The 16,381-nt window shown below is 60.2% G+C and carries 13 protein-coding genes and 2 pseudogenes; 7 read left to right on the plus strand and 8 right to left on the minus strand.

Going from position 1 to position 16,381, the window contains the following annotated elements:
- Positions 1-42: 42 nt before the first annotated feature.
- Entirely contained in the window at positions 43-1,269 is a 1,227-nt protein-coding gene (locus BBTA_RS23205; protein ID WP_012044949.1) for a site-specific integrase, read from the plus strand.
- Positions 1,270-1,302: 33 nt separating this feature from the next.
- Here the strand turns inward: BBTA_RS23205 and BBTA_RS23210 are convergent, their stop codons facing one another.
- The 4 genes from BBTA_RS23210 to BBTA_RS23225 all read right to left on the minus strand — a co-directional run bounded on the left by BBTA_RS23210 (position 1,303) and on the right by BBTA_RS23225 (position 4,118).
- Entirely contained in the window at positions 1,303-1,527 is a 225-nt protein-coding gene (locus BBTA_RS23210) for a helix-turn-helix domain-containing protein (protein WP_012044950.1), read from the minus strand.
- Positions 1,528-2,058: 531 nt separating this feature from the next.
- Positions 2,059-2,772 carry a hypothetical protein gene (locus BBTA_RS23215; RefSeq protein WP_012044951.1) on the minus strand — a complete coding sequence of 238 codons (714 nt, stop codon included), beginning with the start codon at positions 2,770-2,772 and terminating at the stop codon, positions 2,059-2,061.
- 423 nt (positions 2,773-3,195) lie between these two features.
- Positions 3,196-3,441 (minus strand): hypothetical protein, encoded by a 246-nt coding sequence (locus tag BBTA_RS23220; RefSeq protein WP_012044953.1) that lies wholly within the window; start codon positions 3,439-3,441, stop codon positions 3,196-3,198.
- The gene (locus tag BBTA_RS23225; protein ID WP_012044954.1) at positions 3,438-4,118 is read right to left on the minus strand and encodes an RNA polymerase sigma factor; all 681 of its coding nucleotides are present in this window, start codon (positions 4,116-4,118) and stop codon (positions 3,438-3,440) included. Before BBTA_RS23225 ends, BBTA_RS23220 begins: the two co-directional genes overlap by 4 nt.
- Positions 4,119-4,144: 26 nt before the next feature.
- On the opposite strand from BBTA_RS23225, the gene BBTA_RS23230 reads away from it, so the two are divergent.
- The 4 genes and pseudogenes from BBTA_RS23230 to BBTA_RS41855 all read left to right on the plus strand — a co-directional run bounded on the left by BBTA_RS23230 (position 4,145) and on the right by BBTA_RS41855 (position 6,998).
- Positions 4,145-5,053, plus strand: coding sequence for a protein-L-isoaspartate O-methyltransferase (locus tag BBTA_RS23230; protein ID WP_012044955.1), 909 nt, complete (start codon positions 4,145-4,147; stop codon positions 5,051-5,053).
- Between the two features lie 409 nt (positions 5,054-5,462).
- Positions 5,463-6,359, plus strand: coding sequence for a transposase (locus BBTA_RS23235; protein WP_012044956.1), 897 nt, complete (start codon positions 5,463-5,465; stop codon positions 6,357-6,359).
- Positions 6,359-6,610, plus strand: a pseudogene (gene tnpB, locus BBTA_RS41655) (IS66 family insertion sequence element accessory protein TnpB); the annotation flags it as partial. The gene BBTA_RS23235 and the pseudogene tnpB, both read left to right, overlap by 1 nt.
- 37 nt (positions 6,611-6,647) lie before the next feature.
- Entirely contained in the window at positions 6,648-6,998 is a 351-nt protein-coding gene (locus BBTA_RS41855; RefSeq protein WP_041750838.1) for a transposase, read from the plus strand.
- A 92-nt stretch (positions 6,999-7,090) separates the two neighbouring features.
- Here the strand turns inward: BBTA_RS41855 and BBTA_RS23245 are convergent, their stop codons facing one another.
- The 3 genes from BBTA_RS23245 to BBTA_RS23255 are packed head-to-tail and all read right to left on the minus strand — an operon-like array spanning position 7,091 to position 13,474.
- Positions 7,091-10,501, minus strand: coding sequence for an AAA family ATPase (locus tag BBTA_RS23245; protein ID WP_012044958.1), 3,411 nt, complete (start codon positions 10,499-10,501; stop codon positions 7,091-7,093).
- On the minus strand, positions 10,498-12,321 hold the full coding sequence (locus BBTA_RS23250; RefSeq protein WP_012044959.1) for a hypothetical protein: 1,824 nt from the start codon (positions 12,319-12,321) through the stop codon (positions 10,498-10,500). Before BBTA_RS23250 ends, BBTA_RS23245 begins: the two co-directional genes overlap by 4 nt.
- Before the next feature lie 4 nt (positions 12,322-12,325).
- Positions 12,326-13,474, minus strand: coding sequence for a trypsin-like peptidase domain-containing protein (locus BBTA_RS23255; RefSeq protein ID WP_012044960.1), 1,149 nt, complete (start codon positions 13,472-13,474; stop codon positions 12,326-12,328).
- A 277-nt stretch (positions 13,475-13,751) separates the two neighbouring features.
- On the opposite strand from BBTA_RS23255, the gene BBTA_RS23260 reads away from it, so the two are divergent.
- Both BBTA_RS23260 and BBTA_RS23265 read left to right on the plus strand, forming a co-directional pair.
- Positions 13,752-15,125, plus strand: coding sequence for a hypothetical protein (locus tag BBTA_RS23260; RefSeq protein ID WP_012044961.1), 1,374 nt, complete (start codon positions 13,752-13,754; stop codon positions 15,123-15,125).
- Between the two features lie 504 nt (positions 15,126-15,629).
- Positions 15,630-16,007 (plus strand): annotated as a pseudogene (locus BBTA_RS23265) (transposase); the annotation flags it as partial.
- Positions 16,008-16,052: 45 nt separating this feature from the next.
- Here BBTA_RS23265 and BBTA_RS38250 read toward each other — a convergent pair.
- The gene (locus BBTA_RS38250) at positions 16,053-16,334 is read right to left on the minus strand and encodes a hypothetical protein (RefSeq protein ID WP_049795396.1); all 282 of its coding nucleotides are present in this window, start codon (positions 16,332-16,334) and stop codon (positions 16,053-16,055) included.
- Positions 16,335-16,381: the final 47 nt, after the last annotated feature.

The raw sequence follows: 16,381 nt of genomic DNA on the forward strand, positions 1-16,381 counted from the left end.
AACGCTGCATTTTTCAGCGAGGGACAGGAGTTCGAATCTCCCATGCAGCTTCTAACTCAAAAGCCCGAGATCACCGCCAAGAACTATCTCTCCGTCGGGCCCGGCGAATACCCGTGCGGCAACAATCTCTACCTGATCGTCACCCCAAGCGGCGGCCGCCGCTGGGCGTTCCGCTACCAGCGCAACGGCATCGTCAAGAAGATGGGTTTCGGTTCGGCCAAGGAAACCGGCCTGAAGCTGTCCGAGGCCAGGGACAAGGCGATTGACGCTCTGCGGCTGCTGGCCAAGGGGACCGATCCGCGGGAGCACCGCGACGACGAGAAACGTCGCACCCAGGGATCGCGCCGTTTCGGCGAGTTCGCCGAAGAATGGAGGCAGACCTACGAGACCGGCATGAGGCACAAGGCCGCCAGAGCAAAGCTGAAGCGCATCGTGCAGGTCATCTGTCGCCCGCTCCACAAGCACTGGGTCCACGAGATCGAAACCGCACATGTCGTCAACGTGCTCATGCCGATCTGGCAGCAGCCTGAGACCTCGCGCTCCGCTCGCCAGATCATCAAGAAGATTCTCGACGCAGCGATCGCCCACAACCTGCGACCGAAAGACAACCCCGCTGATTGGGCCAGCCGACTGCAACCGATCATGCCCAGACAACGGCGGCGTGGCACGATACGGGGCGGCCACAAGGCGATGGACTACCAAGACCTGCCGGCGTTCATGCACAAGCTCAGCGCCATCTCGACGCAAAGCGCCCGGGCGCTCGAGGTCATCATCCTGACCCTGGGACGAACCGCCGAAGTTCAGACCATGCGCTGGGCGCAACTCGATCTCGACAACGGAATCTGGGATCTTGGCTTTCTCGGCACCAAGAACGAGCGGTTGAAGCGCACGCCGTTGCCCCGGCAGACGCTGGCCTATTTGCGCGAGGCTTACGACAGCCGCGTCAATGACGAATTCGTATTTCCCGGTCGCAGTCTAAAGAGGCCGATGAGCAACATGACCATGCTCAAATATCTCAAGGAGCTCACCGGAGACGACTCCCTGACCGTGCACGGCTTCCGCACGACGTTTCGAACCTGGGCGCAGGAGCAGACCCACTTCGAGGAGGAGATCGTCGAGCATTGCCTGCACCACATTACGGGCGATGATGCCGAAAAGGCCTATAAACGCGGCGAGGCCCTGAAGAAGCGACTGCATGTGATGCAGACGTTCGCAGACTACGCAACGCAACCACCAAGGAGCAATGTGACCCCGATGAAGGTCGCCTGAAAGTTCAGACTATCCCCTGCCCCGCCGAGGATGTCACAGCTCGGGCTGCTTGGTCGCGTCGGGCAGGCCTTCCAAGAAGGAGGCGAGATCCGCGCGCGTGATGATCGTACGCGTGCCATACTTTCGGATTCGCAGCCGCCCTTCTTTGATGGCCTTGTAAAGGGACGTTTGTCCCAGCGAAGACAGTAGCGCAGCCTCAGGAACGGTGAGGGCGAGCTTTTCCGCAGCGTTTCGAAGCATCGGTTCGCGCTTTGGCATCCAGGGGTGGTCTCGCCTCATTTGATTGCCGCGGCGACATCGAAGGCACGCAGATTCGACGGATGACGGCTCAGCGAATGCTTGGCAACATCCGAAATCTCTTAGGCGGAGTTTCGGATGCGATGTCGTACAATTGGGATAGTTGAGAATCCTGACTGAACTGCCTGGCAGTGAAACCACTCCGCGGACGCCAGCGCCAACTAAGAAGGCAGCCGCAGTGTCGACGTAGCGTGGCGACTGTTGCTCCCCTTTGCTGCGCCCTCGGCTCCACAGCTCTCCAAATCCTTCCGGACGTCCTTGGAGTGCCTCAAAGGAGATCGGCGCGGATAGGGCCGATCCATTCGCTTCAGTCTCCTGCGCCCGCTCTGGCCCTTGCAGCGCATGTTCACGAGGAGGCAGAGATCAGGACGATACACAGCATAGCTTCCGGTTCAGCCCTCTGGACCGCCCGCCGGCTCGTCCCAGCGTTTTGGAGCTTCGTCATTTCACTGCAGCCAGCACAATCTGGGCGCCCCGCGACAGCCCGCTCCCTTACCCGCCTTTCGGCCGACCGCCACCCAGCAAATGTCGGTATCGGGTCCGGAGCTCCATGATCGCAAACCGGTCGAGCTCACCCCGACTGTAGCGTTGACGCAACTCATCCCGCGCGGGGTCCGGGAGCGCGGCGATCAATTCCCAACCTTCAGCAACGTCGTCGAAGAGCGCGACAATCCCTGGATCAAGGCGAGCGTCATCTTGGAGCCCGGCCATCTGATCGCGCATCACGCCGATGGTTTCCGGCCGCCCCTCAAGAGGGAGGCCCGCCGGCAATGCAGATCTGTTTTTATATAGTTCTTTATAGGCAGGTCCCTCAGGGCCCCGCGGTGAGTCTTTATACGCAGGTCCCTTTTGGACCCGCGGAGCCGCAGGTCCCTTTCGACCCCGCGGACGCGCCGACTTATCCACAGCCGCCGGCACGTCACGGACGACGTAATCGATCTCACCGAACCGATGTCCGTCGACAATTCGTTGCGCTTCGCGTGTGACGTAGCCGGCAGCGATCAACTCTCGGAAAATGCGCTGGAGCTTCTTGCGGCCGACCAGGAGGGTTCGCCCGATATGATCGAGGCGGACATGCCAGTTGTGGGGGCGCGACAAGAGATAGCCGAGGACACCCTTGGCCTCGACAGAGAGGCGGGCATCCGCGAAGACCGCGTTCGGGACGATGGTGAACTGCGCCCTGTGCTCGCGACGGACAATGGTCAACGGCTGGTGACCATCCAGGTGAGCCCATGCAAATAGGCGCGAACTTCAGCCGGCCGACGGCACCCTACCTCGACGAAACGGCGTACGAAGCTCACGAGAGGATACGCCCCGTTCAGGAGCTTGCCGGACCTCGCATTGGTCGGAGCGCGCAACTCACTCAGGCAACGGCCGCACGACGACATATGTCGATTGTGCCACAGCAACTCCGGACTCGCATATCGCCGAGTCTTCGCTGTGCTACGCCGCCATGCGATCGACAGGCCGCGGAGGTCTAGGCAACGCGAGAGGCGTCAACCAAGATGAGCGTCGCCAGTGCAAGGCTCGCCGTGGACCACATGCTGTCCCCAAACCGGCAGCCCTGCTCAGCCGACTGTCCTTCACAGAGACCGGCTCCCCTCCTCTTCCAGGCCTTCTCCCACCCAATCAGTGCCGATTGTGATGTGATAGGATAGGCTCCAGGTCGCGTTCTGGATCGCTAGAGTTAACAATGCGGGGCTCGCCGCTCTCGGCAGCCTGCGCCGCTTTGACGAGACGCCTGACCTGCCGTGCCGTGCCGGCCAGGGCACGTCCCTGGATCTCCCGCAGCTCCTCGTCAGTCGCCGCAATCACGTCATCGCTGAGCGCCTGGAGCAGGCGCGCGAGTTCGAGGCGGGGGTGCCAACGTGTCATGGCGTGCTCCAATTCCGTTGGTGGCGGAGCAGCGCGCGCCGCATTCGCCGCCGCGCAGTATCGTAATCGATAGCCGAGATGCCATACGCCCGGCAGATCTCCCTTGCCGTGAGGCCGTTGGCCAGCCCGTCGATGATCTGCAACACGACCCGATCTCCTGCAAACAGCCGGAACACCTCGGCGAGCCCTGCGACCGCCACGGCCACGCGTTCGGTATCGGCCAATTCGTCAACGGGATCGCTTGGGACGCTGTGCTGGCCGGGATCATCGCGGCTGACCAGCAGCCGTTGCTCGCTCCGAACGCGCCGCCAATAATCGTGGCAGAGGCTGCGCATGACGCCGGACAGAAAAGCCAGGATCGGTACACCCAGCGGCCAGACCCGCGATCCGTCGAGAACGCGGAGAATGGCCTCATGCAGCACGTCGGTCCAGCCGATCCCTCCGGGCAGCCCGCGGCTCCACAATTGCGCCAGAGCTTTCAGCCGCACCAGATCGGTCTCGGACAAGGCCTCGATCGCCGCCGCCGCATCGGCGACGGTGCGACCGGCGTTCGAGCCAACTCCAGGGCTGCCAATCGATCGTTCCATCACCCCTATTATGCGGCCGAGCAAATCCGTTGCGGACAGCCTCGGGAAAAATTTTCCGCCGTGTCCGCGCGACCGATCCGAGATCCGCATCCTCTCCATGCTGAAAGGAGAGAACCGTGGATCAGATCGCAAAAGCACGCCGCTGGTATGCCGAGGACCTACGCTGCAAGACGCCTATTCGGCGCAACCCACACATCGTCGAGGCCTTCGGCGCTGTCCCGCGAGAGGCGTTCGTCGGCCCAGGTCCTTGGTGGATCATACCCTACCCCTACCGGGAGCCATTCATCACCCCGGACGACGATCCGCGTTGGCTCTATCACGACGTCCTGGTCTCGATCGACCCGAGCCGGAAACTCAACAATGGGATGCCGAGCTTTTGGGCGCGCAATTTCGAGCACCTCGATATCGCCCGAGGTGAACGAGTGCTGCAGATCGGAGCGGGCAGCGGCTACTATTCAGCCGTGCTCGCCGAGATGGTCGGGCGCGCCGGGCGGGTGACGGCGGTCGAAGTCGACGCGGCTCTCGCCGCTCGAGCTCACGCCAACCTCAACAGCTGGCCGCAGGTCCAGGTGATCTCGGGCGACGGCCGAGATGTCCATGCCGACGCGAGCGACCATGACGTCGTGATCGTGTTCGCAGGCTGCACGCACCCCGCTCCGCAATGGCTGGATGGCCTCGCCGACAACGGCCGGCTGCTGCTCCCGCTGACCAGCGAAGATTGGTCCGGCTTCCTGCTGCGCGTGGTCCGCCGCGGTGCTTCCTTCGAGGCCACGTCAATCGGCGGGGTCAGCATCTTTCCCTGCACAAACGGCCGCGATGAGAACGCCAGTCGCCGGCTGAAGAGTGCCCTCGAAAATTTGACGATGATGAATGTTCCAATCCAAGCACTCCACCGCGGCACTCCATCATCCACCGAGTCCGAGCGGGTCTGGTATCAAGCACCTGGTCTCTGGCTAGAGCGACAAGGGTCCGAGGTCGATGCGGCCACACAGCAGGCCGAAGGCGGCAGCAGCGACACCGCCTGAACGCGCGATCAGAGGCATGAGCTAAGACCGCTCTCGCGCCTGACGGGCCGAATGCGTCAGCGCAGACTCTCAGGCGCGACGGCCGCGATATGGCTTCATCCGCCGGCGCAGACCGCGTAGCGGATTCTGCCCTTGGCGCGGAATGATCCGAGTCTTTCGCCAGAGTTCGCTACAGCACGATCAGTGCCGAAGTGATCTTTGACTTTGCTGGCAAAAATCTCAATGGCGGCACGCCCTCCGACCGACGGCACGGTTGAACACAAGCCATGTCAATGGCTTGGCGTTCATCCGGCGATCTTCTTTTATCTTGCCCTAGAACGTCGCCCCGTAAGCGTCCGGTCTCTGCACACCTTCCCCCTCGTGTGTTGTCGTTCCATTTCGGGTTCTCTGCTGCTGTGGAGAATCTCCGGTGGGACCCAAACATTTCGAGAACAGAGCGCGCCGCGAATGGTGGTCGCTGCACATCGAAGCGTGGCGTCGCAGTGGTCTCGGGATCCCCAAATACTGCCAGCAGCAACGTCTAACCGAGAACACGTTGCGGCGTTGGCTGAAGCGGCTGGCCGGCAACGAGACTGCGCTTAAGCTCAAGAAATATCAGACGGAATTGCGCCGCGAGCGCGCCCGGGAAGAGCGAGAAAAGGCGCTCCGAAAGCAGAAGCAGCGCAGGTTCACGATCACCTCGGATGTGCGCAATCGGGCGTCCCAGGCATTCTGGGCGATGCATGTCGAGGCGCTGAACTGGAGCGAAATGGAGCTCCGCGCCTATGCCTCGGTGATGCAGCTGTCGCCGCATTCCCTGCGCAAATGGCGCGACCGACTGGCCACCGGGGAGGTCACGATCGACCAGCGCGCCCATCTTCATCCCTCCGCCCGTCCCGCCGTTAGCACTAGTGCTAGGAACTCACAGCCCGAACGACGCTTCACAGCCGCCGAGATCGGCGATCCGGCCGCGCCCAAAATGCCGGCGCGGCGCTTCTTCAGCGATGAGGAGAAGCTCGCAATTGCCAGGGAGACCGAGCTGCCGGGCGTCAAGGTCTCTGCCGTTGCCCGCAAGCATGGCATCGTCACCGGGCTGCTGTTCCGCTGGCGCGCGCAGTTCGGCATCGCGCAAAAGAGGCGCTCCAAACTCGCCCGTGTCGTGCTGCCCGACGACATGCCCACCGTACGCGCCCTGCGCGATCTCGTGCGTCCACCGGAGGGCATGGTGGCCGTCGACCTCGTCGATGGACGGCGTGTCTTCGCTCCCTCCGGCAGCGATCCGGACGCCGTGCGAGCGCAGATCGAGAGCAAAGAGGCCGCACAATGATGTTCGTTCCTGCAGGCGTGAAAGTGCACCTGGCGCTCGGCTACACCGACATGCGCAAAGGCATGGATGGGCTCGCAATGCTGGTCCAGGACACGCTCAAGAAGGATCCGTTCTCCGGTCATCTGTTTGCCTTCCGCTGCAAGAGGGCATCGATACTGAAGGTACTCTTCTGGGACGGAAACGGCCTTTGTCTGTTCACCAAACGCATCGACCAGGGTGGCTTCGTATGGCCGGTGATGGCGAGCTATGACGGCTCGATCACACACACCTCAGCCCAACCGCCAGAGGATGGCGAGCGAACACGCCGGCCAATTGATGCGCCGCCGCTCGGCCATCGTCGAGCACCCGTTCGGTACACTCAAGTGCCGCGCCGGCTATCAGCACTTCCGCGGTTTCGACAAGGTTCGCGGAGAGTGGAGCCTCACGGCGCTCTCCTACAACTTCTCTCGCGCGGTCAACATTCTCGGCTTCGACGACTTCGTTAGGCGCATCGCCGAATCGGCTCTTGCAGCTTTACATGCTACTTTTAGCGAGCCCATGGGCGCCTGTAAGCCGATTTCGCTTGCCCTGATCCGATTCTGGCCCATCATGCAGTCCTGGCTCGAAATTGCACCGCGCCGAGCCCTCTCAACCTCTTAATTCGGATTCTTGCCTAGCCTCGTCATCCAAACTCTTCCCGGACAAGACCCATGCGCCTGTTTGCCTATGTGGCCTCCGGCCTCATTGTGATTTCAGCGCCGGATCATGTCGTCGCATTGCAACTTCCTGCAGGGAGCGCTCCACGCAGCGTTTTCGAGATTGCTCTCGCGCCATGTATCCTTTTGCAGCTCGGCCAGCTTGTTGCCGTCGATCAAATACCGCCACGTCTGGTTAGCGATATCCGTCAAAACCAGATAACCCTCCGCGGTGATTGTTCCGCTTTTGATCTGCCTCTTGGGGAAGCTTAATCTGGCACTGATGATGTCGTCTTGTGGATCGACCGCGCGGACTTTCTTGTCAGCCGGTTGACCGACCTTGTCAGTCGATTGATCGACGAAAAGGAGATCGATGAACGTTGCGCAGGTTGACCCCGCAGAGAAGCAATCTGGCGAATCCTGGCTTGGGGGAAAGGAAGTTACCCGGACATCATAGACATTCTCGCCGTACGTGAGAGACCCAATCGTACAGCGAAGCAGGTCGCCATTTTTCCGTGCGCAAGGCTTGCTGCTGCTTGGAGGTGCATAGGTTTCCTGCGGTTCAGCGATGCCTTCGGTGGTCCATAGCGTAACGGCCTTGCCGCCCTCCACCGGGATCGAGAAGCCGACCCAATGCCCATCGCGCACAAATTGAATGGCCTTGGTATTTGTGTTCCCGGGATTGCTTACACTGTCTGACACGGTCGGAAGCGACGATTGAAGCTCGCGTCCGTATGCACCGCTCGTTTGCTCGTCAGTGAAGTATCGCTCGCTCCCTACCTCAACATAGAATCCTGGCTCGCCTTGAGGCGGTGTCAGCTTGTTCACCAGGGTATAGCGGATGGAAGGCCATTTCGGAGTAGGCTTATCATTGATCCATTTCAGCTGCCACCTTCCGTCGGGAGACGTGCAGACCACCGAGCCATCGGGCCATTCCTCTCCGCCGTATAGATTCGATTTGACTGTCGGTTCCTTGTCGATTGCTGGAGTTGTTGGTCTCCAGACCGTCTTCTGAGCGGCTTGGACAGACCCCGAATCTGTTTTGGAGCCTATTTGGACCGCGCCCCATTCGAGTTCGTTCTTTTGGGTTCGCTCATCCTTCCGGATTTGTAGCTTTCTCTCCGGGCGCGGGGTGATGCAAATCGCCTTCTTGCTCTCCACTGATCCGTGGAGGCTCATCGAGGTCGGATGTTGTGCCGCCGAAGATTTGAGCCATATGGAGCGCCCAAAATGCGACCTCCAGTTTCCCTCGAGGCCGACAAGCATATCGGCCAAAGGCCGTCGCATGACATCGGGTGTGAGTACTCTGTTCAGTTTGCCAAATGCAATTTTGAATGTTGCGTAAGTCTCAGGCGGTCCGGCCGGCGTAACGGTTCCCTGGGAAAGGTCGGTCCGTCGGACGATGCTCTGAAGATTAACGAACTGCTCCATATCGCGAATAAATAGCTGCCTAGTGACGATGGTCAAAAGTCCGGCCAAAGCAAGCGCAGCGATGAACACTGCCAGCGGGCGGTATCTATGCAGCGGATTGTCAACGAAGCGCTGTGCATCGGCAACGCGGTGGCCAATTTGAGCCACATTGTCGTTCCCCAGAACGTGCCGCGCCCAGGATTTGCTAAAAGTCGCCTGATCGCCGAACACGTCGTCGCGGAGGGCTTTGGCCGTTTCGCTTCCGACCTGCTCGTGGGCCGAGCTGAGATCAGTTGCGAACAGCAGATTGGTGAACCGCGCAAGCCAACCTTTTTGCGCGACGTTTGTCTGTCGGATCTTCTCGTCGATGGCGCGCAGCCGATCCTTGACTAGTTTTGCCTGGCTGATCCAGCTGGCGCAGGTATCCCAGTTTCGAACCAGCGCTTCGTGATTGATATCGAAGAGTTCGCCCTTGGCTGTCTGCTTGGAGCCGACCAGCGAAGCCGCCTTGAACTGCGCGAGCATCCCTATGAGCGCATTTCGAATCTCTGCCAGGTTGCGAGCGGCCCGTTCGGACTCCTCAGCTGAGTCGGGTTTCTCGACCGTGGTCGCGTCAATGCGCCAACCTGCGAGCACATATCGAGTCTCTGTCCTGTTGCTGCGGGTGGCCCGTTCGACCAAGCCGCTTGAGTCGAGTATCTCGTCGATGGTCACGAGATTGCGCCGAACGATCCCTTTCTCGTCGAGGATTGCAAGGCTGACGAACGCAGACCGAATCAGCTTTTCGGCGCCGTCTTTGCCGAGCAGAGGCGAAGACTGAGACGCGGCCTCGACGGCGGCTTTCAAGACCTGTCCGGCGCGGGCGTTGAGGCAACCGGGAAGTCCCTTCAACTTCCAGCCTGCTTTCTCTTCCCAGCCTGGTATCGCTTCGAGGTGTCTGGTCTCGATCGAAAAGTGGGGCCTGGTCGGATCCGCGCTGTCCCACAGCAGCTGCAGCAAGTGCTGCAGGAGCGGAAGGCGATCCGACGCATCCGGCACGGCTGCGGTATCGTCGAAGGCTTGCTGGAGGAGGCGAAGTACGTCTAGGGAATAGGGTCCGCGACTGGACGGCCCCGGATCGAGTCTCGCCGCGCGCAGGACCGAACGGGCCGGTTCGACAATGATGTTTCTGATTTCGGAATCGTTCAGAAGATCGACCAGATAGGTCGAGCCGTTCATCGCTTCGGCCACTCCGGGAATCTCGCTGCATCGGTGCAGCCACTCGTTCCGCATCGTGACGATCAGGAAAAGGTTGTCGGGCCGGAATGCCTGGATGCCGGTAACGAGCGACATCACCATGCTCTGCCCGTCTTCCCTGTTTTCGGCCGGCAATGAGAAGACTTCCTCAAACTGGTCGATCAGGATCAGAAGATTCGCTTTCCCCGAGCGAGGGCCCGCGGCAAGCTTCTCGTCGAGAACTACGATTGTTTGCTCAGCAAATGCGAAAAGCGAGCCGATGTCGATCGTCCGACCTTTGAACAGACGCTCTCGCAGCCGCTCTCTGCATCGTTTCTCGATGTCTTCGCTCGGCTGGAGTGCAGGGTCGATATCCAATGCAGCACTTACAGCCGCGAGGCGCCTGTTTTCTTCCAAACCGGTCTGCGTCGGCTGGCCTTCCGTTCCCGTCCCCGCGACGGAAGAGGGCGTATTCAACAGCGGCTGAAAGATCTGTACGAATATGGCCTCGAAAAGCTCTGCAATGGGATTGGTCAATGGACGGAATTCGACCGCATACCAGGCTCCGCTCCGCTTCGGAATGGGAGCCGTGCTGTTGAGCTTCGGCAGCAGGCCCGCGCGCACCAGGGAGGATTTGCCGGAGCCGGATCCGCCGAGCACGACCAGTAGATTGCGATTCGCGAGGATGTCGCGTATCTGGCGCACCTGCACTTCTCGACCGAAGAAGAGCAAGGCTTCGTCCTGCGTGAAGCTCCTCAGGCCCGGATAAGGTTTCAGAGACGTTAGGTTTCCGATCGATGCTGAAACCGGAGGGATCGAGGCGGCGGCCAGAGTGTCTGTCATAGGTTCGATCCGGGGGCTTCGCCGCTTTTGATCAAGTGTCTGATAGAGCCGATCAAACTCTTAGCGTCGTCGGCGTGGGCGCGAAAATCGATTGCTCCGTCGCGCCTAACCCGGAGTGGCTTCCATCCCTGGAGGAGGTTGCCCTGGCCCCCGGAGTTGTCGTTGTAAAGCGGCGACTCCTGAGTTAGTATGGCAACCCGAAGAACCGCCGGACCGCTGGTATCTTCGCCCTTCTGTTCGATAATTCGATCGATTTTGTAGCTGAACTGACTGAGACGCGCGCGGGTCTTCTCGCAAAAGTCGACGCTTGCCGCGATCGGGAGGTCGTCGACCGCGACAATTGTCAAGGGGTCGTTTCCGAAATTCGGTAACTCCTCGAAAGCCCGTACTCGGACTAGCGCCTTGCGCGTGGGGATCGACAGGCTTTCCACAATCGTCTCGCGCAGCATGCGAATAAGACCGGCGGGCCGCTGCTCGGCGAGCGCTTCATGGAAGATAACGGCAGCAGGCGCAGCAAAACGTTCAAGCCATTTGACGAACCTGTCGGGGGAAGTCACGCGCGTCTCAATCGTATCGAGGTCGTCGCTTGAACGGCTAGGATCGGAGCTTTCGTCGACCAGCTCCCAAGGCGAGCCGGCCGCACGCCACAAAATCTGGCGGCAGCCCGAAAGAAGTTTCATTGCTGCTGGAGTTGGAGCGAATACCGATCGAAGCGCTCTTTCCAGCTCTTGTGCGACTCTCAAAGTGTTATTTTCGGCATCCGCCGCCACACGAATGAAGATCGGGTCCCTGGACAAAAGACTTGACGGCCGCGCGCCCCCGTTTCGCCAACCATCTTTCCAATAGTCGAATTCCAGGCCACTCTTGTTAAGCGCTGCTTTGAGCGCATTGGTCGAGGCTTTTACGTCGGGGTCTGATGGCCCGTCCGGCTCGCCAAGGACGATTATAGGAACGGTCAGCCGACGTATCGTCGCACTGGCGACAGGCCCACTGCTTTCCCCATCCGGTTCAGTACTAGCCTGTTGAAATCGGCCGGACAGCTTGTATCCGATCTGTTTGACGCGCCATTCAACCTCGGCAGCCCGAAATTCGCCTGCCTGGCTAAAGAAAAGCGGCCGGTCGTCCGCGTCGAAGAAGGGCTCGGTTTCGACGAATTCCTTTAGATCTAAGAGACTGATCTGCTCCTGTATCCACTTCAAAGCCCGTGAATCATAGGCGAGAAGCACGAGCCAATGCTGACGGCCGAGATTGCGCAATGCGGCGTTGACGATACTTAAAGGAGGGTCTAGGACGCCCCTTTGCGGTGCGATGTTCGTCAGCAGCGCGATGACTGCGGCGTGCTCTTGGATGCTATCCACGGATGTTGACCCAGTTTCCCAGCTTCCGACGATCTGCCAGCCCTCCATCACTTCTTGGAGATGCTTCTTGATGTCAGGCGCGAATTTCCTGTCCATCATGCCATTGGCCACCAGAAGCTTACGGATTGGTTGCTGCTTGTGCGACGCGAGGGGGCTCTCTACTCCGTTCAGGGGCGGCGCGTTCAGCTCTTTGAGGATGTCGTCGACGGCATTTTCGAGTTCATCGTTGTCCGGGTATTCCAACTTCAGTTCGTTCAAAGCCTTGTACAGCTGGTACCCATTCAACTTTTGGAGAAAGTCAAGTACTTTTGTTTGAAACAGGTTGTTGTTAGCCGTAACGGTATTTAAGGGGATCCCGACCCTCAGGAACGAAAAATTTGCAAGCAGTTGGTCGGCGTAGCTACCTTCAAAATTAGAGACGAGTAGCGGATGAAGTTTTTGAATTTGGACTGGAGTGAGCATGTGGCTAATCCTGAAGCATCTCGGTGATGCCGCTATTCCTTAGGTCGGCTACAATATGGCTTAGAGGGACCGCCGTGTTATATGCCTGCCTTTCTCGCGCGGTGCCAAAACGAGTCCCGTTGTGCATCGCGATCGGTGAAAGATACTCGTCCAGCACCGGAGACCCGGACGAGCCCTCCTGCGTTGCAACCGTATGTTTGGCCCGACTGCCCGTCTGGTTGGGACCCAACGCGATCCCGATGGCAAATTGGAGTTCACCGCGCATGGGATGTTGCAACGCCATCAGCGCAGAGTTGACCGTCGGCAATGGCATGTTCGGGCGCAATTGAATGTAACCGCGAGTTTCACCAAGCGCGGTTGACGCAACGGGATCGTTGCCGACGTCTTCGGTTAGCCTGATCAGCGCATAGTCGAGTTCGGTCATACTCGGCTCTCCGCTACGGCCGCGAACCTCCATGCCCCCGGCCGGGCTCGTTCGAAGTAGCGGTGATCCATCGGAGACCTGCGCCAGTGCGACCCGGCCTCTACCGTCTTCCGCGGCAGCGCGTTCAAGCAGATCGAAACGGAATCGCAACTGATTTGCGACGTCATGCCGGACGTTCTCGGGTGCCCTCTCGACCCGCTCCACGACGTGCCAATTCGTTAGCACTAGGTCCGGACCAACCAGGAAGCCCGTGCCGAAGCCCGGCGGACTCAGGTCGGCATAGTCGATGCGGCAGACCGTTCGGATGCGGCGGTGAAGCGTCTGCGGACTCAGCAGCACGCCGCGGCCCGGCAAAACACGTTGCAGATCCGCCTGAAGCCTGTCCGGAAGGTTCACACCCTCCGTCGACAGGTTCAGGACCTTTTGTGCGGATACTGTGCCAAATGTCTCAAGCAGGACGCTCTGCAACTCCTCGTTGTCGGGCTGGTTCTGCTGCAGGGCGCCGATGAGGCCCGGGAGCCAGCCCTCGTTGTTTGCCGCAACCAGCAAGTCCGCGACCTGAAGGTCGAAAGGCGACGCAATGGCAATGTGACTGAAGACGTGTCGACGTGGGAAATAGCCCGTGACGGCGCTGTTGAGCAAAGCGAGCGAGTTTTGAGAGCCGCCGTATGCATCAATGATGGCGTCCCTGATCTTTCGCAAATCCGGCCCGCTCAATCGCAGCTTCAACGCTCACCCCCGTGATCCGCGATCTTTCGCGCGGCATCGGCACATCCGGCTAGGCCAGTTTTAGGGCGGTGAAATGCGCCTCTTGAAATGCCGCCGAGCTGGCCTGGCAGCGATGCACCCAATGGTTTCTCGAAAATCTAACAAAAAGCGAATGCTACCCAAGCACGTGTAGCATGTTAATGCTACTATGACGAATAGGCAAAGGCGAGTCCAAATTTGCGCTTGGGCAGCCAGTCAATCGAGCGCTGCTCGCGCCCATCCGTTGGGGAGCTGAAGAATGCACGTCGTCGTCGTCGTCCCTGGCATTATGGGCACCGAACTGTTGCTCCACGAAGAGGGCGGCGGCGCAGAACGAGTCTGGCCTCCGACGGCTGCGGAAACGCAGTTTGGCTATAGGCGCCGCGACAAGCTCGCCAGCCCGAAGGCAAGGCCAGGCAATATCATTCTGAACGTCCTCTGCTTCGATTTTTATGCACCTCTGCTCGACTGCGTTCGCGATCTGGGCTTCACGCCGGATGGCGCCGACCAAAGAGTCATTGCCTTTCCATATGACTGGCGGCGGGATTTGTTCGATACGGCGGCTGCTCTCGCCGACGCACTCGACGGCGCACATGCGGCCGGCGCCTCGCAAATATCGCTCGTCGCGCATTCGATGGGGGGGCTCGTCTGTCGCCTGCTGCTGGAAGCCGACACGTGGAGAGGCCGCCCCTGGTTCGCTTCCGTCATGCAATTGATTGCGATCTCAACGCCGCATTTGGGCGCTCCGCTCGCGCTCGGGCGAATCCTGGGTGTTGACGCTGCGCTTGGAATCAGCGGCAAGGATTTCGCCTGGCTCGCCAACAACGAGGCGTTTCCGTCGGCCTATCAGCTCCTGCCGCCTCCGGGCGAGGCGACGTGCTGGAATCAGGCAGACCCCGGACTCGCCAGCCTCGACATCTATGATCCCGACGTGGCTGATGCGCTCGGGTTGAACCTCACGCTGCTCGGTCGAGCGAGGGCCCTCCATGACGTTCTCGGAGGCGGTAACGCGCCGGCAGCGGTTCGCTATTTTTTCTTCGCCGCAACTGGGCATCGCACGCCCACCCGTGTGAACGTGTTTCGCGCAGAGAACGGAGTATTCTTGGCCGACCAGACCGTGCTCACGCGCACAATCGACGCCGGAGACGGTACGGTTCCGATGTTCAGCGCGCTGCCACGGGCCGGCCAGCGACACATCGCCGTGAACGAACACGCATCTGCTTTCAAGGGCGAAGCTTTTCGGAGGGTATTCGTGCGGTTACTGGGTGGTGATGAAGGGGCCGCCCTCGAAGACATGACTTTAAAATTTGCTCTCTCGATAGAAGCGCCAATAGTAACGTCAGGCCAGAGCATCGAAGTGCTGCTATATACGGAAGCCGGCGTCGAAGATTCGCAAGGCGCCTTTGGCACGATTTCTGGCCAGCTGGTTCTGCGGAAAATCGGGGATAGTACCGCGGGCGAAGAGGTTCGTCGCATGCCGCTCGAATATAGCGGGCCTCAGATCAGTCGGCTGCGCTTCTACCTCGCCCCTTTATCGGTACCGGCTTATTATCAGCTTACGTTCGAAAGCCCGCAGGGCAATGCAGGGCCGGAGGCGTTTGGCGTATGCACCGAGTTGCCCAACGCGCAATAAGGCCGCACGGGGCAACGCAATATTCCATAGCTTCCGTCGGTGCTGAGGTGATTTTGAGTTTGGTACAGGATTTTTGTTTGCGGTTGTCCAAGCGCACAACGCGCGCAAAGCTGTACGACTTGCATGGTCAATAACTCAGCGCGAATTGACCACTCGATTTGGCGTGTCCGCGCCTGGTCTAAAAAACACCTGCATCAAATTCGACATCCCCGTCCCGTCGAGAGGCTATTGGGCCAGACTTAAGGCCGGCAAGCCGACTGCCAAGATGCCACTCCCAGCGCGGGACCCCCGGGGATAAGCGACGAAATCCTTCTTGGCGGGCGCTACGGGGAGGGGTCGCTAACCGACGAAGAACTGCTGGGCCCATTGCCAATCCGCCTGAATTTTCTGAGTACATCGTGCTGGTTCGCGATCGGATCCGCAAAGTTATCGGGACGGTCGAGATCGGCAGGGTTCTGACTTTGACGCATCCGGTTATCGCCAAGCTCGTCAACCAAGACGAGGCGCGTCGTGCGCGACCGCCGCGCCAAGCTCTCTGGCAAGAGCGAGACCGCCAAGGCGATCGACTACAGTCTCAAGCGCTGGCAGGTGTTCACACGCTTCATCGACGATGGCCGGCTGTGCATGAACAATAACGCCGCCGAACGCGAACTGCGCGCCGTGGCCGTCGGCCGCAAGAACTGGACCTTCGCCGGCTCCGACGAGGGCGGCCGCCGTGCCGCCGCGATCTACTCGCTGATCCAGACCGCCAAGCTCAACGACGTCGACCCGCAGGCCTGGCTCGCCGACGTCCTTGCCAGGCTGCCCGATCATCCGGCCAGCAAGGTCGCCGATCTGCTGCCCTGGAGTTGGCAGGCCGCCCAAGCATCGGCCGCCGCCTGATCGAACCGCTCAGACCGTCCAGACCGGTTGCTCAGCCTGTGGTCTTCACCGGATGCGTACCCTGCCGCTCGTATTCTTCCAGAGCTTCTTCGTTGGACGCAGCGCTTGGCCTGCGGGACATTGGTAGGTGTCGGTCGCGGAATCGTAGGTGAAGGCACCTCGCGTGAAGCGATCGTGCTTCTTGCCATTGCCGCGATGCAGCGGGACATAGGCGGCGACGCCGTCATCCTCGCAAGCCTTTATTTCCTCGCTGTTGTAATAGCCGGCGTCCGCCAGGATCTGCAGCGCCTCGACCTGGAGGCCCTCCTTGGCCGCCTTCGCCATCATATGCAGGTGTCCTGCATCGCTGCGATTGATGCGCTTTCGATGATCAG

The sequence above is a fragment of the Bradyrhizobium sp. BTAi1 genome (assembly GCF_000015165.1).
Classification (GTDB): Bacteria; Pseudomonadota; Alphaproteobacteria; order Rhizobiales; family Xanthobacteraceae; genus Bradyrhizobium; species Bradyrhizobium denitrificans.